The following is a 19,837-nucleotide window of genomic DNA, read 5'->3' on the forward strand; positions in this document are numbered from 1 at the left end:
ATATTCATATTCCTATCTCAAGAAAGCTCTGTTACAATGTTCTATTATAGAACCGTCATATGCTATAGGTGCCCTACATCTATACAAATAAGGAGGAAGCGTACTATGTTCACTTACACTATTGATAGTAAAACTCATTTAAAATTATTAGAAAGGAAAGATGCAAAGGAATTATTCGAGCTTATACATAACAACCGGCCACATTTACGTGAATGGATGCCTTGGGTAGCTGGTACAACTGAATTAGAGCATACAGAGTCCTTTATTCAAAGTACTCTAGATAAGTTTGCTAAGAGTAACGGATTTGATGCGGGAATTTGGCATAACGGTACACTAGCAGGGACGGTCGGGTTTCATGAGATTAATACCCTGCACGGATTTACCTCCATCGGCTATTGGCTTGGAAAAGAATTTGAGGGAAGAGGATTAATGACACAAGCTGTTGAGGCTCTTGTAGAGTATGCCTTTCATACTCTCGGGTTACACCGGGTAGAGATCCGCTGTGCTTCTCTTAATTTAAAAAGCCAGGCCATCCCGAAAAGGCTAGGGTTTACTGAGGAAGGACAAGTTCGGGAAGCAGAATGGCTTTATGACCATCATGTTGATCACATCATTTATGGGATGCTACAGAGGGAATGGAAGAAATAACATTTTTTTAAAGACATTATGATAGAAAAGGAGAGGGAGTCCTTATCCAGACACCTCTCCTTCCTCTTTAACGATAATTTCTTATGCATTAGATGAATGCTTTTCTTTGTTTCGAAGCTCAATTCTTCTTATTTTACCAGAGATTGTTTTTGGCAGCTCTTCAATAAATTCAATCTTTCTCGGGTATTTATACGGAGCTGTCAGCTCTTTGACATGATTCTGCAATTCGTAGACCAGTTTCTGATACTCTGTCTCTACGTTTGGCTGAAGAACGACAAAAGCTTTGACTACACTACCTCTAATTTCGTCAGGACTTGCTACAACCGCACATTCTTGCACGGAAGGATGTTTGATAAGAGCATCCTCTACTTCAAACGGTCCAATCGTGTACCCAGAGCTGATAATAATATCATCGCTCCTGCCCTCGAACCAGAAATACCCATCTTCATCCATCTTGGCCTGGTCTCCTGTCACATAATAATTACCGCGCTGAGACATTTTTGTTCTTTCTGGATCTTTGAAGTATTCCTTAAAAAGAGCTGGAGTATCTAAATGAACGGCTATATCGCCTACTTCACCGCTTGGTAATGGGTTACCTTCCTCATCAATGATTTCAACTTGATTACCAGGAGTCGGTTTACCCATTGAGCCTGGTTTAACATCCATTCCTTTCATTATACCAACGAGGAGTGTATTCTCTGTTTGTCCATATCCATCTCTTACTGTTATATGAAAATGTCGCTGGAAAGTGTCAATAACTTCCCTGTTTAAAGGCTCTCCTGCTGATACTGCACTGTGCAAGGCGGACAAGTCGTAGTTATCTAGATTATCCTGCTTAGCCATTAAGCGATATTCGGTTGGAGTACAGCATAAAACGTTTACTCCATATTTCTGTAATAAGGATAAATATTTATCAGGCTCAAACTTCCCTTGATAAATAAACCCCGTTGCTCCTGACCCCAAAACGGATAAAAATGGGCTCCAAATCCACTTCTGCCATCCTGGCCCTGCTGTCGCCCAAACTGTATCACGCTCTTCTATAGCCAGCCAATTATCAGCTGCTGTCTTTAAATGGGCAAAACCCCAGCCGTGGGTATGAACGACTCCCTTAGGGTTGCCGGTAGTACCGGAAGTGTAGGAGATGAACGCCATATCCTCCCGCTGTGTAGGAGCCATCTGTAAGTCAGGTGATTGCTCATCCATCACGTAGTCCAGTAACATCCACCCTTCCGAATGATAGCCGACTACGTATTTCTGTACTGTTTCGATGGAGCCCACATGCTCAAACTCCTTCACATAAGGGTAATAGCTTACTACAGCCTTTACTTCCCCATGATTAATTCGGTACTCAATGTCTTTGGCCCGAAGCATCTCAGAGCTTGGAATAACAACTAATCCTGCCTTCAATGCCCCAAGATATACCTCATACGTTTCAATCAAACGCGGAAGCATAATAAGGATTCGACCTCCTTGCTGTAAACCATGCGCTTTGAAAGCGTTACCAATTTTATTAGCATTTTTCATTAGCTTATGATATGTAATTTCTCGGAAGTTCCCCATATCATCTTCCCATTTCAATGCCATATGATCAGGATCATTGGCATAACGTTCCACTTCCTGAACTACATTATACATTTCTGGTGCAATCAAATCCTCACGCTTCAAACAAATCGCTCCCTTGTAAAAAAATAATGGCTCGTCTCCTACATTTTATCAAATTATCGAAAAACTTTGAAATATTATCCTTAGAACATCCAAGACACATTAAAAAAGCTGCTCTTCTTTGAAAGAAAAGCAGCTTAGATTTAATGAAAGGGTTTTGATAATGCTAGTTATCTTATTTTCCTGGATAGCTCCCTTAAGTGAAAGAAAAACCTATCATTAATATTTATCCCCAACTGTCCTGTTACGAAATAATTTCCGTTTCATCCTGGTATGCTGGATGGAATCGGTAGTACATTGGGTACGCTCTTGTGTACCACATTTGTATTGCTGGCCCTAGGAATAGGATGCCTGCAAGTGTTCCGAGACCCACTGGTCCTCCAATGAGAAAGGCAGCTGATGCCATTACTGCAGCAACGATGGTTTGACCGAGGCGGAGACTCAAGTTAAACCGACTGCTAATTGCTAGGAACAGCTGATCCACTGGAGCACGAGGGAATTGTGGTAATATATAGACTGCCACGCCAAGCCCCACTATGATGACACCGGTAATTAGAATTCCTATTTGGAATAAGAAAGGGGCAGAGGATAAATCCACCCTGGCAAATACGAATTCTAACCAGAAGTCCAGGATAACACTTTCCAGTAATACTGGTATAATGGCACGATATTCAGGTCCTTGCTTCATGAGCCAGGCATTAATGAAGATGATAATAAACTGAGAAATACCATACCATAACCCTACTGTAAACCCGAACTTGTCAGATAGCCCAATGAAAAAAGAGGTCCAAAAACCTGCTCCCAACGTGGCGTTGATGATTAAAGCTACACCAAAGAAGTTAATAAACATACCTAGAAGGTAAACCGTAACTCGATACAACATTACGATCTCCTCCCTTCTTCAAGATTTTTTGAACCTTAGGCTACTACCTAACGTTTCTAATGCAAACCACATTCTAAACCCCGCCACAGCAGTGGTCAATGCGTGTGCACAAAATATTTATTGCCATTTTTTTCGTATCTCTGTTAAATCCCATTACTGACTTATTCCGACGCTTCTGCCAGTTCATAGCGTGCTTGATAATTAGGATGCAGCAAATAATATATTGGATAAAAGCGAGTGTACATAAATTGAATGATGGGTCCAACAAACAGAACCCCAGCCATCGTTCCAAGTCCAACAGGTCCTCCTATAAAAAAGGCAGATGTAGAGGTGGTTGATGCTATGAGAGTCTGGCTCAATCTCAAGCTAATGTTAAAGCGTCCGGAAATAGCAAGAAACAATTGATCCACTGGTGCTCTTGGCAGCTGAGGCAATATATAAATGGCAACTCCAACTGCGCTAAGGGTAACACCGGTAATCATAAATAATACTTGGACTGCAAATGGAGCCGTACTCAAATTCAAGGAACCAAATACAATCTCTAGCCAAAAATCAAGGATGAGGCTTTCTAAAACCAACGGTACAATTGCCCGTATTTCAGGCGGTTGTTTCATTAAAGCAGCATTTGCAAATATAAAAACGAATTGCGCTATCGCATACCAAAATCCTACAGTGAAACCAAATGTGTCTGATAATCCAGCAAATAGCGCCGTCCAAAATCCAGCACCGAGCGTCGCTCTAATGAGTAGCGCAACCCCGAAAAAATTGACTAGCATTCCTAGAAGATAAATGGTTCCTCTATATAGCATGACAACACCCTCCTTTGTCTTTTAAATACATACGTTTTACGGTTACATCAAAATATCCTACGCCATTCTATTAGGTGCCCTTAAACCGGTCAATATAGGTGCTTTATTTTTAATAATTTCTTCATACTGTCACACAGATGAAAGAATATATACATCGTGACAGGAACACGATGCCTAACATACATAAAGCCTAACTCTATAGGGAGCTTCTTTTTCCCCCTCTATAGAATTAGGCTTCTAATACACTATCAAGCGAGTAATAGGTTGGTTTATCCATTTGCATGTAGTGAAGGCTGCCGTTAATATGCCAGTCAATGACATACAACAAACGATCAATGTCCTGATTGCGAATAGCCTCAATATACTGTTCGTGCTCCACAAAGCGTTTACTATGTGTCATATTGACATCCTGAAAGACATCGTACAATAGAAGATAAACATTTGTTTGATCTAATATCCGTTCCATGTACTCCATTAGAAACATATTTCCACTATGCTGAGCAAGATAGAGGTGGAATGATTTATTAACTTGAATATAGTTCAAAATATCCTGCTTCGCATAGGTGATACGCTCCTGTTGCACAAGGGCGTTCATTTCATCTAGATGCTGATTCGTCATCTTTGTAATGGTTAATCGTGCCGCCATAGTTTCCAGCTCTTTCCGCATATAGAAGGCCTGTCGAATCTCCTCTAGAGTTGGCTCGACCACAAACGCTCCTCGATTAGGGATAACAGTTACCAGTCCCTCCTGCTGTAACTTGGATACAGCGTGACGAATAGGCGTTCTGGATACGGACAATTTTTCCGAAATCGTCTTTTCCACGAGCTGAGTCCCCGGAGCAATTTTCCTAAATAGAATAGCATCCTTAAGTGATTGATAGACATACTCTATCATTGAATTCCTCTGACTCATGAATGTTCAACCATCCTTTTCTACTTGGCTCTGTTCATGCTTATTGTTGAAATATCTGTATAGCGTCCTTTGGTAGACTTGAATTAACTGCTATCTTCAAAACCAAACCTTTCCCTAGCTTCCTATTAAACAGATTAATCTAACGATAGGATTGGTAAGCTGGTCTTACGCGAGTCTTTTGAAATTTTGACCAATAATTTCATGCATGGAATGAACTGTAACGAAAGCTGTCTGATCAATATCCCCAATATATTTCTTCAAGCGATTGAGGTCTTTTCGTTTTAATATCGTAGTAATTACCTCTTTAGAATCATGGTTGTAAGCCCCTTTAGCTGCATGAATCGTAGCGCCTTTCCCTAATTCATAAACAATAAAGGAACGTACAGCTTCGCTTTCCTTACTAATAATAACGATTTCCTTGTTATCTTCGAGCTGCTGCAGCGCATAGTCGATGACAATACCATTTAAAATGACACCGAAGAAAGCATACAGTCCTACCTGTGGACCAAAGATTAGAACGGAGGAACCAGCAATGGCAATATCAGAAAAAAGCACAGCTTTTCCCATCTCAATAGAGAAGAATTTGTTGAGTATCATCGCGATTATATCGGTTCCACCAGTAGATGCGCCTTGATGGAATACCATGGCTATACCTGCTGCAGCAATGGCCTGCCCTATAATTAATTGAATGAGAATGTCATCGCTGAGTGGCTGTTCCATCGGAGCAAATTCCTCTAATGCCCATACCATAAAGGAAACGGCAAAGCTTGTATAAATGGTCTTCACCCCGAATTGAAACCCGATGAAGATGAACCCTAACAAGAAGCACACAATATTAAGGATAAGCATAACAAGGCCAAGTGGCATACCAGGAAAAACTTCATTCATCAGAATGGATAAACCACTAATCCCACCCGTTGCAAGATTATTGGGGGAAAGGAAAAAGTGTACATTTGCCGCTACACAAAAAACCCCTAAATTAATAATGAAAAAAGATAATAATTTCTTTAACATAAGCATCTTCCTTTGCTGAAAGTGTTTCCATATTGTCGACCAAAATTGTAGTACAATCTGAGATTATAGACCTCTTCTATACGTCTGTAAACCGTCTCAACACTTTTTTTACATTGGTTTGGAAATGTCGCAATATTTGTACCTTTCACATAAAAAAAAGGGAACGCTATAAGGTTATGAACATAACCCGCGTCCCCTTGAGCATTATTAAAAAATTATGATTCCTGTTTTTCCATCGCTTCTTTCATTTTCTGTACATGATCGCCATCTTCCTTTTTCATAATTTGTTTAAAAATAGGCTTAACTAGCTTCATCCGTAGAGTCTCTGCCTCAATGTTGCAAACAAAATCCACCTCAGTACCGCCCTCTTTATCCGTTAACGTATAATGATAAAACGTCGATAAGCCATCTACATCACTTCGTACGGAGAAAGTATTAGGTTTATCAAATTCCGTAATTTCTATAATAGAAGCAGCTTCTCTTCCTTTTATCTCTCGCGTTTCTCTAAACCTTGTCCCTACACCCATCGGTCCTTCTGTCAGTATTTCGTTCTTTACCACATTCGGCATAATAGTCTGAGCATTATCAAAGCTTGTCAGAAAATCAAATACCTCTTCTTTCGTTCTTGCAATATGAACACGGTCTGAAAATGCACTCATTGAAATCGCTCCCTTTTCTAGATAATTCTACAATACATCATTCCCGCTTCTTTCTGTAGTAAAAAGATAATCCAACGTGCAAACGCAATAAAGCTCCCCCTGCCCTGGGGGAGCTTTTGTTTTATTGAACTCTTAATGGTTCCAAATCCCATATTTCCTTTGCATATCTACTAATAGTCTGATCACTGGAAAACGCACCAGAATGAGCAATGTTAACAATACTCTTCTCATACCAGGATGCTGTGTGCTGATAGGATTGTTCTACTGTTTGCTGTGCATCGACATAGGATGGAAAATCCTTTAGGACAAAATATTCATCGTAATCTATTAGGCTGTAATAGATAGATTTAAAATCTACATCCTCCTTCACAAAGGTTCCATTCATTAACTGATCCAATATCACCCGTATTCGCTTATCTCGATTATACATATCTCTAGCATGATAGCCTCCGTGCTGATAATAATCCAGCACTTCATCAGGCCGCAGCCCGAATAAGAAAATATGATCGTCCCCTACCTTTTGGGCTATCTCAATATTAGCCCCATCTAATGTCCCGATGGTAAGTGCTCCATTCATCATAAATTTCATGTTTCCTGTTCCGGATGCTTCTTTACTTGCTGTAGAAATCTGCTCACTAACATCGGCTGCTGGAATAATAGATTCTGCGTGGGAAACTCCATAATTACGAATGAATACTACCTTTATTTGATCACGAATCGATGGATCATGATTGATTACTTCTGCGATGGTGTGAATTAGTTTGACGATACTTTTAGCTAAATGATACCCAGGTGCCGCCTTCCCACCGAAAATGAAAGTACGCGGGGTAATAGAAATGTCGGGGTTTTCCTTTACTCTTTTATATAGGTTCATAATGTGAAATACATTGAGTAATTGGCGTTTATAGGCATGAATCCGTTTAATATGGACATCGAAAATGGAAGAGGTGTCTACTTTAATACCGTAATCTCTCCATATAAGAGCTGCAAGCTTTTCCTTATTTTCAAGCTTCACCTTTGCCACACTTTGCTGTAAAGCTGCATCGTTTTTATAGGATATAAGCCGTTTTAATTGGCTAGGAGATGACTTCCAGCCCGCTCCAATAACATCGGTAATAACGTTTGTTAAGCCAGGATTAGCACCAATCAGCCATCTACGATGCGTAATTCCATTCGTTTTATTATTAAATTTATCTGGTTCTTCCTCGTAGAACTCCTTCATTAAATCCTCTACAAGGATGGTGCTATGAAGAGCAGATACTCCGTTCACACTATGACAGCCAATAATAGCAAGAGGAGCCATACGCACGTAGCCATCTGAGATTATCGCCATTCTTCTAATCTTTTCCCATTCTCCAGGGTACTGATCCCAAAGCTTCTGACAATAGCGTTCATTTATTTCCTCAATAATCATAAATATGCGAGGCAATAAGGGAGCCATCACTTCAATTGCCCAGCATTCCAGCGCTTCAGATAATATAGTGTGATTGGTATAAGATATGGTCTTTGTTGTAATGTCCCAGGCCTCTTCCCAGCCAAGGCCTTCCTGATCCATTAATAGCCGCATTAGTTCCGGTATTGCTAGCACAGGATGCGTATCATTTGTATGAATCGCAATTTTCTCCGGCATGTGAGCGATATCCTCATGCTGTCGTTTATATCTTGCTAGAATCGTCTGCAGGCTGGCTGATACCAAGAAATATTGTTGCTTCAAGCGAAGCCGCTTACCATCGAACGTAGAATCATCCGGGTATAGAAACTCGGAAATGGATTCAGTAGATTTTTTATACTCAATCATTTGATGATAATGGCGGTTATGCATATGGTCAAAATCGTAATCTTTAATTGCCGATTCCGCATTCCATAGCCTTAGAGAATTTACTGTTTTGTTGTGATACCCAATAACAGGCATATCGTATGGAACTGCTAGAACAGGTTCGTACTTTACATGGTCAAAGGATAAGGTATCCCCCATTTCCTTTGTAATCACTTCTCCCCCAAATCTCACCTCTACCGTTTTGTCTGATTTACGTACTTCCCACACATTACCCTCTCTAAGCCAATAATCTGGTATCTCCACTTGATAGCCGTCAATTATTTTCTGCTCAAATAAGCCGTACCGATACCGAATCCCCATACCGTGGCCTGGGTAGTGCAGTGCAGCCATTGAATCGAGAAAATCTGCAGCTAATCTTCCAAGCCCTCCATTCCCAAGACCTGCATCTGGCTCTTCGGCTTCTATCTTTTCTAAGTCTAGCCCAAGCTCTTGGAACCCTTCCTCACAAACCGTACGTATATTCAAGTTAATTAAATAGCTCTTGAGCAATTTTCCTAATAGGAACTCCAGTGATAGGTAATACACTTGCTTTGTATCCTTCACCTGATATTGATTGTTCGTGGCAATCCAATTTCGACTGACGTATTCCCGAACCATCATACCCAGTGTATAATATTGGTCTGCAGGAGTGGTTTCCTCCAATCCTTTTCCATGCATACTGATTAAGCGTTCTAGATAGGCTTTTTTAAAGGTTTCCTTATCATGGAACACTACAACGTCACCGCCTTAGAGAATAAAGCTAGTTGGTCATACAACGCTTTATACCGAAGCGACGATCGATCCCAGCTGTAGTCACTCCTCCTCACATTCTGATGAATTCTCCACCATACAAATGGGTCCTGAAAGCAATCCAAAGCGTTGTCAACCGCTTCTGTAAGACCCTGAACAGAATAATCACGGAAGGTGAAGCCGTTCCCTTCTCCTGTATCCTCATCATAGTTTAAAACAGTATCCTTTAACCCACCGGTTTCCCTTACAACAGGGATGGTTTCATATTGAAGAGCAATGAGATGGCTTAAGCCACTAGGTTCATATAAAGAAGGCATCAAGAATAAATCCGCCGCTCCATACAATTGATGTGCTAATGCTTCATCAAAAGCAATATTCACCGATAATTTATGCTTAAAGTGGCTCGCCTGCTCAAGCAGCTCCAGCTCATAATCGCGTTCTCCCCTGCCAAGAATAACTAACTGTACATCCTTATCTAGAATATAAGGGAGAGAAGCTAGTATTAAGTCAATGCCCTTTTGAGATACTAGCCTTGTCACAAGTGCTAGCATAGGTACTTCTCTTACAGGTAATTGTAAACGCTGCTGTAAATAGCGTTTGTTTTCAGCTTTCCAATCGTACACTCCACGTGCTACAGCAAGGTAAGCATCCTCGTACGGATTGTAGCGCTTATAATCAATACCGCTCGGAATACCAAGCAGGTCTCTTTGCCGTTCTTTAATGACACCGTGCAGTCCTTCCCCAAACGCTTCCGTCTGAATATCCTTAGCATAGGAGTGACTGACAGTTGTAAGTTTATCCGCATATACGATCCCGGCTTTCATGAAATTCACTTGTCCATAATATTCTATTCTCTCAGGGGTGAAGAAGCATTCTTCCAATTGCAACAGGTCCGCAAGCACTTCTTTCGGAAAAATCCCCTGATATTTTACATTATGGATTGTAAACAGGGTCTTTGTATGAAGATAGAATGGGTGATTCTGATAATGAGTCTGTAAGAATAGCGGGAGAATAGCAGTCTGCCAATCATGAGCATGAATGATGTCAGGCTGAAACCCAATGGCTGGTAAAACTTCTAAAATAGCTCTCACAAAAAAAACGTATCTCTCCGCTTCAGACACCTGCGTAGCATTGCCATAAACATAATTCCGCCCAAAATAATATGGGTTATCTATAAAGTAATAATGGACTCCATCCTCGATAAGCTCCTCGACTTTACAAGACTGTGTCCTCCATCCCAATGATATAGTAGTAGAATACTTCAATGTCATTCGATCCTTGTATTCCGCAGGGATTGTTTTATATTTTGGCAGAATAACCCGTGCATCCACTCCTTGCTTTTGAAGAGACTGTGGCAATGAACCAACAACATCCCCGAGTCCCCCTGTTTTTACAAATGGTACGCATTCAGCAGCTGCAAACAATATGTTCATCCATAAGACTCCCCTTTATTGTTATTCTAAATATCCCTCATTATAGCCATCTGTCATGTGAATCAGAATCTACGGACCTTTCTGCAAGTAAAAATAGGCACTCCCTTATCTAAAATACGATGCTTGACCAATACGTATGCTCAAAACTTACAATTTTGTTTCATGATGCTTTTTTTATGATAGATATCCCATCCATATGAAGACGGTAATATACACTAGTTTTACAGCGTATTGCTATAGGAATTGAACTGTTCTCACTGCAAGGCTATTACTTACCTCTACTCCACCCTAATCCATTAGAACAGGTTATCGTTACTGGCTGTTTCGTATTAGACCAGACGGTAATTTCTCCTGTATCCGATCCAATTACTGCTCCATCTGGTACAACAGCGCCTTCTCCAATAATGGCTCTTTGTATGGTAGCGTTACTTCCAATATAAGAATGCGGCATGAGTACAGATTGTTGAATAGTACTACCTTCGGATACAAATGAATCTGTGGAAACAACACTATCTGTTACACTGCCGTATATTTCACACCCTTCTGTAATGAGAGACTGCTTCACAAATGCAGAAGCAGAAATATATTGAGGGATTTTCTGTTGGGGGACGGATCGAATTCTCCAATCCCTATCCCCTAAATCCAATCCTGACTTCTCCTCTAATAAATCCATATTAGCCTGCCACAGACTTTCTACTGTTCCCACATCTCGCCAATAGCCATTAAATGTAAATGTACCCACTTCCCTCTCATCCTCTAGCAGAGCTGGGATGACATCCCTGCCAAAATCACGGCTAGAATGTTGACTTAAATAAGCACGCAGCGTTTCCCACTCAAATATATACACACCCATGGAAGCAAGGCTGCTAGCCGGTTGATCTGGCTTTTCTTTAAAATCAACAACAAATCCGTTCTCATCTGTTTGCATAATACCGAATTGAGGAGCTTGCTCTATGGGAACCTCCACTCCAGCTATCGTAACCTCTGCACCGCTTCGCTGATGATGCTCAAGCATACTGCTATAATCCATTTGATAAATGTGATCCCCAGATAGGACCAGTACATGAGTAGGCTTTTGCAGTTCCATATACGGAATATTCTGCTCCATGGCGTGTGCAGTTCCCTTATACCAGCTCGAGCCTTGCTGATGAACGTATGGGGGTAGAATGCTCAACCCCTTGTTTCTGCGATTTAAATCCCATGCATCCCCAACCCCAACATAAGAATGCAAAAACTGAGGCTCATACTGAGTTAACACCCCAATCGTATCTATTCCAGAATTAGCACAATTACTTAGAGCAAAATCAATAATGCGATATTTGCCACCAAAGGAAACGACAGGCTTTGCTATATGAGAGGTTAATTCGCCTAGCCTCTTTCCTTCCCCACCTGCCAGTAGCATTGCAATCATATTTGGCTGACCCATCTCCAACACCTCACTTATGTATAGCAGAACACAAAGAAAAACGCCCCCTCCTCCGAAAGGAACGGTGTTTGTCAGTGCTCCCTATAGATAAAAATTCACTCTTTACCAAGTGTATTTCTGTTGGAGAAGAAACATGCCTTTTTTTAAAAACTTTATTTATTGCTTCCTTATGTGGGAGAAACGTTTGGGAATAAGGGAGCGTTTATAAGGTTTAATAATAGACCCTAAAGAATCGGATATTGCTCTTAAACTCACACAGCCGACCATAAAAAAAGACACAAGGTACTCCCTTGTGTCATGCACTCATCAAAATATATATTCGCCCATAAGAAGGAGCTGTTGGCTCCGCTAATGTTTTCTAGTGTACAGGCAGGCAATCACCAGGTGATTTCACTACAGGCTGTACTTTCTCCGTCTAAAAGCTAACCTTCTATACTCCTCCACAATGTCAGAGATGCGTAGCTCTGGTAAGGACTCCAGCCTGTACTCCATTCTTCCATTTGTTCCTTTGATGGCTTTTTATCCATTCCAAAATAAAGCTTTAAAGCATTTTGGATACCAATATCCGCTTTAGGGAACATGTCCTCTCTGCCTACACCAAACATCAGCCAATTTTCTACTGTCCAAGGACCAATTCCCCGAATCTTCTTCAACCGGTTCATCACCTCTTCATCCGTTTTATAGGAAAGACTGGTTAAATCTAATTCTCCATCTACTATTAAACGTGACGTATCAATAACATACTCTGCTTTTCGCTGACTGAATTGGAGCTCCCGAAGAGCTTCATATGGCAGCTCTGCTACTACTTCTGGTGTTGGATAAAACCATACTCCATCCTTATGCACTCCATATTGTTGAACGAAACGGGTGCTTAACGTGTACGCAAATTTCATATTAAGCTGCTGATGAATAATCACCTTCATCAAACAATCATACAGATGAAAATCCTTTACAATTGGTGTTCCAGGGTGCGATTGAAACAATTGTCCTAAATTTGTTTCTTGAAAATGCTCATGAACCTTCTCCAAATCACGATCAAATTGAAACAACTGAAAGATATGCTCTAATACCTTTTCCTTATCTTCAATAGTGTCCCCGATAATTTCAAAATAAGGATTTTCCGTACTTCCTAATGCTTGCACTCGTACTACATGATTCAATCCTTCTATGGTAACAGGGACATCCACCCATCTTTCCTCTCGGTCCAGCTTACACAAAGGATCCAAATTAAAACGTAGCAACGTGTAATCGAAGTCGTAAAAACTATTTGCTGACACCTTTTCCTTCCACATAGCACAACCTCCACATCGGTCTTTTCGTATATCTATTAGAACATGAAATCATGTGGTGTGTAAAAGCATAAGCTAGACTGTAGAGGTTTACAAGCCATCCAGAAAAGGAAGAGAGAAATGAGACAAATCGTATCAATAGGTGCTTTGGAAGTGCTATAATGAAATCAGAATATTCCTTCAATTTTGCGCTGACAAGGGCACACTATATAGGATGAGGTGATCCTTATGGATGAAAAATTAATCGTAAAAGTAGCAACAATAGAAATTCCAGTAAAAAATCTTGACCAGTCCATTTCCTTCTACACAGAAATGCTAGGGCTTCATATAATGCAACAGAACGAACATACGTGCATGCTAACCTTCGACGATAAAGCAGCTGCGAATGTGTATTTAGTAGAAACAAATGAGGTACAGCCTTTGCATTTTCACAATACAACTTTTGGTATAGAAGAGAATTCTATTATTGACTTTTATACAACAGATTTACCTGCATGTCAGCAATTCCTCCATGAAGCAGGAATAGAAGTAACGGATTTACACACTAATGAAAAGGGCCTTGGTGGATTTGGATTTCGAGATCCTAACGGGCATTTGTTAGGAATGTGTAATATCGCCTGACCATTTTAGTAAGGAGTGGTTTATATGAGCCACCTGGAATATGACTACAATGTTGATGAGGATGTGAGAGATAGCCAACCAGTACCAGAGAGAGTATTTCATTTGTTGGAGAATTATATATCTCTTAATCAATCCTCCATTTTAGAATTAGAAAGCGGCAGAGGAACCATTACAAAGGCGTTTGAACATCATCATGCTCATCTATTAGCAATTCACCATTCGAATGCTGACATCTTAAGAGCACGAAGTATGAACCCTAACGTCACCTTTGTGAAAGGAACTGCAGAATATTTACCATTTGAGAAGGATTATTTCGATTTGGTATATTGTAATCATCATTGGCAGCAATTAGATCGCAACAAAGTATTAAGTGAGGTAGAACGTGTATTAAAGCCCCATGGATATCTGCTTATTTTAGATGCGATTTGCCGTGAACACTCCTCAGAGATAGTAACTCAAACGAACCGACTCGTATCTCGCTATACCCACTTTCATCCATACAATGCCTATGAACAGGCTAATAAGGACGTATCTTCGCGGAATGTTTGGGCCATGGAATGGAAAAAGGCCGGGTTTACAGTAGTAGAGATGGAAGAGATATCCTTCCAAATGGTTACTCACCTGCAAAAGTGGATAGACATTACCCTTGATCAATATAGTTATTTGAGAGATGAGGATAAGCATTCGTTAGAAGGATTGCTGAAGGACTATCTGGAACCATATATGGTTAATGGGCGCACTACCATACCTTATCAATGCACAGTTACCTTGCTCAGAAGTCAATAAAGGCCTCTCCTTAACACAAAAGGAGAGGCTTTTACATTTACAATCCGAAGTGTTCCGAAATAGGATTAGGCAGTAATCGTTTCATAACTAAATCATCTAGGCTCTTAAACGTATAACCCTGCTTACGCATTTCATCAATCATCTTCTCTAGCGCTTCAGCATTATCCTGAGAGACCGTATGAAGTAAAATAACTGCCCCTGGATGAATTTGATTCATGACACTTCTGTATGCGTACTCCCACCCTTTCTGTGCATCCGTATGCCAATCCACGAATGCGAGTGACCAAAACATCGTCACATACCCTAAATTTTCTGTAACTGCTAAGCTTTTTTCGCTAAACGTACCCCGAGGCGGGCGAAGATACATCATGGATTCTTGCTCTGTTAAATCAGCAACCGCCTTCTCTACCTTCTGAAGCTCATCCTTTATTCGCGTTTCATTCATGCTAGCGAAATCAGGATGGCTCCAAGAATGGTTCCCTACAATATGTCCCTCTCGCACCATCCTCTTTACTAAATCAGGGGCACTATTAATGTAATGACCGGTAATAAAAAAGGTTGCTGGCACTTCTTTTTTCTTTAAAATATCTAAAACTTTTCCGGTGTAGCCTTTTTCGTACCCGTTATCAAAGGTTAAATACACCACTTTTTCATCAGTGGGATCCACATAGAATCCACCATATCTCTCTACTAAGCCTCCATATACTCCGGCATCTGGAGCTTGATGGTCTGTACTCTTCTTATACCCCCAGCCATGGCTGCTCGTGCTATATGCTAAGGAATGCGTTGGCATGCCTATCAGGGTACTAAGAAAGACTATTAGGATAACAAACGGTAATGGCCTCATATTCCCACCTGCTTTTTCCTTAGTTTGGATGCAAAAGAAGCTTTTATACACGGTGGAAAGAAAGGTTTATTACCAATTGATGTACAGCAGGCAAACGGCTTAGGAGAAAAGTGAAAAATATGAGCTAATGTCAAAAATTTATGAGCGCATAGCCTAACAAAGCCCTCATTCCTTATATGGAATGAGGGCTTTATACAGAATAGCATCCTTGAACTTTCTCAATCGCTATACGACATGGTATGTTCCTTTACAGCAGATTTGCAGCAATCCACCCAAATAGGAATAAAGGAATATTATAGTGAAGAAATGTCGGAACACATGTATCCCAAATGTGATTGTGTCTACCATCCGCATTTAAACCAGATGTCGGGCCAAGTGTACTATCTGAAGCTGGAGAACCTGCATCTCCAAGTGCACCCGCTGTTCCAATCAATGTTGCAGTAGCTAAAGGTGAAAAACCAACGGACATACAAATGGGTACATACAATGCGGCAAGAATAGGGATTGTACCAAATGAAGAGCCAATCCCCATTGTAATGAGCAAGCCAACAACCAGCAGCACAAAGGAAATCAGCACGTGATTGCTCCCAAGCGAGCTCGCTGTTTGCTCCACTAGTGCATCTACAGCCCCTGTTTCTTTAATGACGTTGGCATATCCAGAAGCAATAAGCATTACAAAGGCTATAGTCCCCATCATGGTAATCCCCTCAGAGATAACTGAATCCCCTTTTCTATATGGTACAACCAAGAATACAAACATGGCGACAAGTCCAGTTAACGCACCTATTATTAAATTCCCCGTCCAGATTTGAACTATAAGGGCAAGAAAAATAGCCACGAGCGTTAAAGCATGCTTTATACCGAAGGATTCATCGTTCTCTTCCTCTTCCGCAACCTGGCTAACTTCACCACTAACCTTAAGAGATTCCGACTCTCTTGGCTTCCGATAAGTGATAAGAATAGCAATAAACAATCCAACAATCATCCCAGAACCAGGAATCACCATAGACTGAGCAATGTCCTGTAAAGAAATAGCCATTCCGTTAGAATCCATTGCATCTCGAATCGTTTTGTGGAAAATAAGTCCAAATCCAGCTGGTATCATCACATAAGGAGCCTTCAGTCCAAATGTAAGAGCAGAGGCTACACCACGACGATCTAAACTCATCTCGTCAAATAACTTTAACAACGGCGGAATTAAAATAGGAATAAATGCAATATGCACCGGAATTAAATTTTGAGATAAGGAGGCTACACCCGCTATAACAAATAGGAGGATAACACGCTTCCCTCTTAGAACCTTCACTAAATTTCGGACCAAAATTTTCGTAATACCTGAATACGCAATAGTGACAGCAAACGCACCGAGCAGCACATAACTTAATGCCGTCTCCGCTTGTCCCCCCATTCCGTTTACAATCATACCTAAAGCATCCGTCAGGGACAGACCCGTCATCATACCACCAGTGATACCAGCAGCTAAAATGGCAATGACAACGTTCACTCTCAACAAGCTAAGAATCGTCATAACCAGCACCGAGACCACAACAGCCCAGGCTAACATAGTAAAACCTCCTTCTCCCACCAAGGTTTATAATAATCAACATGTATTTTATCATATCATTTCGTTAACGATTTAATATGATAAAGGATGGATTTGAAAAAATCAACCTTTGTCTAAAACTAATGTAAAATTCCGAAAAAAGAAAGTAGCATTAAAAAAAGAAGTACCTCTTGGCACTTCTTTTGGTGGTTTAACCCACGTCACCTTCAATTGGGTCATATTGTACAGATACACCTTTTGCACTTAGATTGTTAACATCGGTTTGAAAGTTTGCACCAAAGTTAAGTGATAAGGCTATCAATAATGTACTAGTTAATAGGATTACTTTTTTCTTCATGGTAGACACCTCCCTTTTTATTTAGTGCTCTTAGGGGAAGCTCTGCGAAAAAATAATCGTCACTCCCTGAAATGAGCTTATCATAAACCTTATATAATAACTCTTCATCATCTAATGCAAGAGCTTTATAATACTCTTGAAACACACTTGGGTCTTTGAATTTATTGAGGATTTTTAATGCTTTGTCATTTTCCCCAATATTAATTAAGTAGTGAGCATATTCTGCTTCATCATCAGTAGGGGGCTGGTCTGTAACACCGTTTACATTTTTAACAAAAGGCCTGGTGTGCTGATCTATAGCTTCTACATAGAAATAAAAATCATAATCCAACGCTATATCTCTTGAATTATCTAACAACTCCATTGATTTTTGATAATCTTCAAACATATAAGTAATCGCAACATTTAAAATCATTTCACAACGTTTTAACTGGTAATAGGTGTTTTGAATAAAGTTATCTGCATAGTGCCTAGCAATTTCCAATTCATTTCTTTTCCAGTGGAAATGAAAAAGAACTTCATTTTCTCTAGCCTGAAAATATACCCTCATAAGAGTATTGTCTACTTTAAGCAACTTTTCAGTTAAGTCAGCTAGGTTCTGTCTTAAAGCTACATAATCATTGTTCTTTATGCATGAGTAAACTTTCAAAAAGATTAATAAACATGATAAAGTCGGATCCGAAGTGGTGTAATTTTCTGCAAATCCTGAAAGCTCACCCTCGAATCTCAAGTTCTTTCGACGTTCTAGGATGAAATTGTAAACTTCTCCCCATTCTCTATTGACTTGATTTTCTGAATCCAAATTTTGTTTAACGACCTTTATAATCTCGTCACGAAAACCATTCATATATAAAAACTCAAGAGCAACCCTCTGATTTTCATCAGATTCACACTTAAGACAAAATTCTTTTGCGAGAAATATTGTTGTTTTCTCATCGTATTGTTTGGAGAGATGTTGTAGCACAGAGAATAACGATGGCTCGTCTTCACCAATCATGTTATGCACTGTTTCCAACTGTTCAGAAGAAAACATATTATTCTTTTTTTCTTCTAATGTCATTTTATGATCCCCTTATATAGAAGATTAACATCCTGCAAAAAACGATAATTATAACAAAAAAACCATTCTTTAGTTGCATATAGCCTGGCAGGTATTTTCTCTTATAAATGAAACGTCAATACAACTGAATTACCATCTTATTGTTCATATTAATACATATTTGAGCATTTTACCATTAAAATCATGGAAAATGATGAAATAATATCATGTTTTTTTCCTATATAAACAATTACAGTTAATATGTACTAACCATATCTCTGATACATTTTCCCTCGTTCGTACCTATCAGTTGGTACACTTTTCCCGAAACGGTTAATTTACTTAAGCATTTCTATCTATTTCACCTATCTATACGTAGGCCCAAGCTTCTTCATCGTATATAAAAAAAAGACGCCATTTCAATTGGCGTCTAGGAACGATCTACTTTGTTTTCCAGCTCTTCTATCATTTTTATCAGTTGGTCTACGTCTTCAACAGATGTCTCTTCTGGGTCAAGCTCATCAATGCGTGTCATAAAAGCAGAGAGACGCAGTTTAAGCTCTTCCATTTTGGTGTCTTGGCTCATGATATTCTCCTTTTTTTTCATTATTCTTTTGTGCCGCAGGTTCTCTTGCCTTTATATCGTAGTAAAAAAGCAGCGTGTTGTCTAATAATAACGGGTTCGGTTTTGGAGTGCAAAATCACCTTTCAAAACCGAGGAAGGTAATCAAATAACCGTAAAAATTCCCGCTCGAAGATTAGAAATAACAGATAAAGGATTTTCTTTTGAAATGAAGAAAATTGTATTGTTCTTTTTGAAGGTAAATGGAAATTTTATGTTAAAATATATACAAAAATGGAATGAGCTTGTTTAACTAACGGCAGTTTAGTACAAGAGCAATGATTAAACTAATTTCAACAAATGGTCCAAAAGCAGAAATTATAGAAAGAGGGTAGTGTGATGGGATTTTGGTACTTACTATTGCTTTTGATAGGTATTGTTTTTATTATTGTCGGTCTTATGAAAAAGGGTGTGTCTGCGGCTGTTAAAGTTGTTATATTGCTATTTGTTTTTGGAGTTTTATTTATCGTTATTTCAGTGTTTATGTTTCTTCCTGGTAGTGATGAGATTGTTGCAGAACTGCTGAAATTAGATTGGTGATTTCTTATTTCACTCTGCCTATCTAAATCAATCGGGCGCAATTTTGAATAAAATATGAATGATGTACTTAAATTAAAGGGTGCGTTAATTGAATAAAATTCCATTTAAAATCATAGAAAAAGGAGCTTGATTATCCAAGCTCCTTTTTATTGTGTTATTTTTTTGTTAGTTGATATTTC

The 19,837-nt window shown here is 39.7% G+C and carries 19 protein-coding genes; 4 read left to right on the forward strand and 15 right to left on the reverse strand.

Annotated features, from left to right (window positions below; all coding sequences use genetic code 11):
• The first annotated feature begins 105 nt into the window (after positions 1–105).
• Complete coding sequence (locus ACFFGV_RS00615; protein ID WP_377344583.1) at positions 106–648, forward strand: GNAT family N-acetyltransferase; 543 nt, start codon at positions 106–108, stop codon at positions 646–648.
• 81 nt (positions 649–729) lie between these two features.
• Here ACFFGV_RS00615 and mbcS read toward each other — a convergent pair whose 3' ends face one another.
• From mbcS to ACFFGV_RS00665, 10 genes are all read right to left on the reverse strand, one after another.
• Positions 730–2,313 (reverse strand): acyl-CoA synthetase MbcS, encoded by a 1,584-nt coding sequence (gene mbcS / locus ACFFGV_RS00620; RefSeq protein ID WP_377344584.1) that lies wholly within the window; start codon positions 2,311–2,313, stop codon positions 730–732.
• 241 nt (positions 2,314–2,554) lie between these two features.
• Positions 2,555–3,193 carry a YczE/YyaS/YitT family protein gene (locus ACFFGV_RS00625; RefSeq protein ID WP_377344585.1) on the reverse strand — a complete coding sequence of 213 codons (639 nt, stop codon included), beginning with the start codon at positions 3,191–3,193 and terminating at the stop codon, positions 2,555–2,557.
• Between the two features lie 161 nt (positions 3,194–3,354).
• The gene (locus ACFFGV_RS00630) at positions 3,355–4,002 is read right to left on the reverse strand and encodes a YczE/YyaS/YitT family protein (protein ID WP_377344586.1); all 648 of its coding nucleotides are present in this window, start codon (positions 4,000–4,002) and stop codon (positions 3,355–3,357) included.
• Positions 4,003–4,231: 229 nt separating this feature from the next.
• On the reverse strand, positions 4,232–4,915 hold the full coding sequence (locus ACFFGV_RS00635) for a GntR family transcriptional regulator (protein ID WP_377344587.1): 684 nt from the start codon (positions 4,913–4,915) through the stop codon (positions 4,232–4,234).
• A 165-nt stretch (positions 4,916–5,080) separates the two neighbouring features.
• Entirely contained in the window at positions 5,081–5,929 is an 849-nt protein-coding gene (locus ACFFGV_RS00640) for a YitT family protein (RefSeq protein WP_377344588.1), read from the reverse strand.
• Between the two features lie 215 nt (positions 5,930–6,144).
• Positions 6,145–6,588 (reverse strand): SRPBCC family protein, encoded by a 444-nt coding sequence (locus ACFFGV_RS00645; protein WP_377344590.1) that lies wholly within the window; start codon positions 6,586–6,588, stop codon positions 6,145–6,147.
• A gap of 121 nt (positions 6,589–6,709) precedes the next feature.
• Positions 6,710–9,136: a glycogen/starch/alpha-glucan phosphorylase gene (locus tag ACFFGV_RS00650; RefSeq protein WP_377344591.1), complete on the reverse strand. Its 2,427-nt coding sequence runs from the start codon at positions 9,134–9,136 to the stop codon at positions 6,710–6,712.
• Complete coding sequence (gene glgA / locus ACFFGV_RS00655; RefSeq protein WP_377344593.1) at positions 9,136–10,587, reverse strand: glycogen synthase GlgA; 1,452 nt, start codon at positions 10,585–10,587, stop codon at positions 9,136–9,138. Before glgA ends, ACFFGV_RS00650 begins: the two co-directional genes overlap by 1 nt.
• A 268-nt stretch (positions 10,588–10,855) precedes the next feature.
• A complete protein-coding gene (locus ACFFGV_RS00660) occupies positions 10,856–12,013 on the reverse strand; it encodes a glucose-1-phosphate adenylyltransferase (protein ID WP_377344594.1) in 1,158 nt (385 codons plus the stop codon).
• A gap of 422 nt (positions 12,014–12,435) precedes the next feature.
• Positions 12,436–13,305: a DNA-3-methyladenine glycosylase family protein gene (locus ACFFGV_RS00665; RefSeq protein WP_377344595.1), complete on the reverse strand. Its 870-nt coding sequence runs from the start codon at positions 13,303–13,305 to the stop codon at positions 12,436–12,438.
• 225 nt (positions 13,306–13,530) lie between these two features.
• On the opposite strand from ACFFGV_RS00665, the gene ACFFGV_RS00670 reads away from it, so the two are divergent.
• Both ACFFGV_RS00670 and ACFFGV_RS00675 read left to right on the forward strand, forming a co-directional pair.
• A complete protein-coding gene (locus tag ACFFGV_RS00670) occupies positions 13,531–13,923 on the forward strand; it encodes a VOC family protein (RefSeq protein WP_377344596.1) in 393 nt (130 codons plus the stop codon).
• A 24-nt stretch (positions 13,924–13,947) separates the two neighbouring features.
• Entirely contained in the window at positions 13,948–14,709 is a 762-nt protein-coding gene (locus ACFFGV_RS00675; RefSeq protein WP_377344597.1) for a methyltransferase domain-containing protein, read from the forward strand.
• A 37-nt stretch (positions 14,710–14,746) separates the two neighbouring features.
• On the opposite strand, the gene pdaA is transcribed toward ACFFGV_RS00675, so the two are convergent.
• From pdaA to ACFFGV_RS00700, 5 genes are all read right to left on the reverse strand, one after another.
• Positions 14,747–15,556, reverse strand: coding sequence for a delta-lactam-biosynthetic de-N-acetylase (gene pdaA / locus ACFFGV_RS00680; protein WP_377344598.1), 810 nt, complete (start codon positions 15,554–15,556; stop codon positions 14,747–14,749).
• Positions 15,557–15,803: 247 nt separating this feature from the next.
• Positions 15,804–17,120, reverse strand: a complete 1,317-nt coding sequence (locus tag ACFFGV_RS00685; RefSeq protein ID WP_377344599.1) for a Na+/H+ antiporter family protein — start codon at positions 17,118–17,120, stop codon at positions 15,804–15,806.
• Between the two features lie 190 nt (positions 17,121–17,310).
• Entirely contained in the window at positions 17,311–17,457 is a 147-nt protein-coding gene (locus ACFFGV_RS00690; RefSeq protein ID WP_377344601.1) for a hypothetical protein, read from the reverse strand.
• Complete coding sequence (locus ACFFGV_RS00695; RefSeq protein WP_377344602.1) at positions 17,429–18,517, reverse strand: AimR family lysis-lysogeny pheromone receptor; 1,089 nt, start codon at positions 18,515–18,517, stop codon at positions 17,429–17,431. The genes ACFFGV_RS00690 and ACFFGV_RS00695 overlap by 29 nt, the downstream gene beginning before the upstream one ends.
• A gap of 409 nt (positions 18,518–18,926) precedes the next feature.
• On the reverse strand, positions 18,927–19,082 hold the full coding sequence (locus ACFFGV_RS00700; RefSeq protein WP_377344603.1) for an SE1561 family protein: 156 nt from the start codon (positions 19,080–19,082) through the stop codon (positions 18,927–18,929).
• Positions 19,083–19,457: 375 nt separating this feature from the next.
• Here ACFFGV_RS00700 and ACFFGV_RS00705 point away from each other — a divergent pair, with 375 nt between their 5' ends.
• The gene (locus tag ACFFGV_RS00705) at positions 19,458–19,658 is read left to right on the forward strand and encodes a hypothetical protein (protein ID WP_377344622.1); all 201 of its coding nucleotides are present in this window, start codon (positions 19,458–19,460) and stop codon (positions 19,656–19,658) included.
• Positions 19,659–19,837: the final 179 nt, after the last annotated feature.

This window comes from Pontibacillus salicampi, from assembly GCF_042434395.1.
Taxonomy (GTDB): domain Bacteria; phylum Bacillota; class Bacilli; order Bacillales; family BH030062; genus Pontibacillus; species Pontibacillus salicampi.

What these genes read in the sequence shown, in the direction of transcription:
- ACFFGV_RS00615 (WP_377344583.1), top strand. Translation starts at nt 106, where the DNA reads ATGTTCACTTACACTATTGATAGTAAAACTCATTTAAAATTATTAGAA.
- ACFFGV_RS00625 (WP_377344585.1), bottom strand. Translation starts at nt 3,193, where the DNA reads ATGTTGTATCGAGTTACGGTTTACCTTCTAGGTATGTTTATTAACTTC.
- ACFFGV_RS00630 (WP_377344586.1), bottom strand. Translation starts at nt 4,002, where the DNA reads ATGCTATATAGAGGAACCATTTATCTTCTAGGAATGCTAGTCAATTTT.
- ACFFGV_RS00635 (WP_377344587.1), bottom strand. Translation starts at nt 4,915, where the DNA reads ATGAGTCAGAGGAATTCAATGATAGAGTATGTCTATCAATCACTTAAG.
- ACFFGV_RS00640 (WP_377344588.1), bottom strand. Translation starts at nt 5,929, where the DNA reads ATGTTAAAGAAATTATTATCTTTTTTCATTATTAATTTAGGGGTTTTT.
- ACFFGV_RS00645 (WP_377344590.1), bottom strand. Translation starts at nt 6,588, where the DNA reads ATGAGTGCATTTTCAGACCGTGTTCATATTGCAAGAACGAAAGAAGAG.
- glgA (WP_377344593.1), bottom strand. Translation starts at nt 10,587, where the DNA reads ATGAACATATTGTTTGCAGCTGCTGAATGCGTACCATTTGTAAAAACA.
- ACFFGV_RS00660 (WP_377344594.1), bottom strand. Translation starts at nt 12,013, where the DNA reads ATGGGTCAGCCAAATATGATTGCAATGCTACTGGCAGGTGGGGAAGGA.
- ACFFGV_RS00665 (WP_377344595.1), bottom strand. Translation starts at nt 13,305, where the DNA reads ATGTGGAAGGAAAAGGTGTCAGCAAATAGTTTTTACGACTTCGATTAC.
- ACFFGV_RS00670 (WP_377344596.1), top strand. Translation starts at nt 13,531, where the DNA reads ATGGATGAAAAATTAATCGTAAAAGTAGCAACAATAGAAATTCCAGTA.
- ACFFGV_RS00675 (WP_377344597.1), top strand. Translation starts at nt 13,948, where the DNA reads ATGAGCCACCTGGAATATGACTACAATGTTGATGAGGATGTGAGAGAT.
- pdaA (WP_377344598.1), bottom strand. Translation starts at nt 15,556, where the DNA reads ATGAGGCCATTACCGTTTGTTATCCTAATAGTCTTTCTTAGTACCCTG.
- ACFFGV_RS00685 (WP_377344599.1), bottom strand. Translation starts at nt 17,120, where the DNA reads ATGTTAGCCTGGGCTGTTGTGGTCTCGGTGCTGGTTATGACGATTCTT.
- ACFFGV_RS00690 (WP_377344601.1), bottom strand. Translation starts at nt 17,457, where the DNA reads ATGAAGAAAAAAGTAATCCTATTAACTAGTACATTATTGATAGCCTTA.
- ACFFGV_RS00695 (WP_377344602.1), bottom strand. Translation starts at nt 18,517, where the DNA reads ATGACATTAGAAGAAAAAAAGAATAATATGTTTTCTTCTGAACAGTTG.
- ACFFGV_RS00700 (WP_377344603.1), bottom strand. Translation starts at nt 19,082, where the DNA reads ATGAGCCAAGACACCAAAATGGAAGAGCTTAAACTGCGTCTCTCTGCT.
- ACFFGV_RS00705 (WP_377344622.1), top strand. Translation starts at nt 19,458, where the DNA reads ATGGGATTTTGGTACTTACTATTGCTTTTGATAGGTATTGTTTTTATT.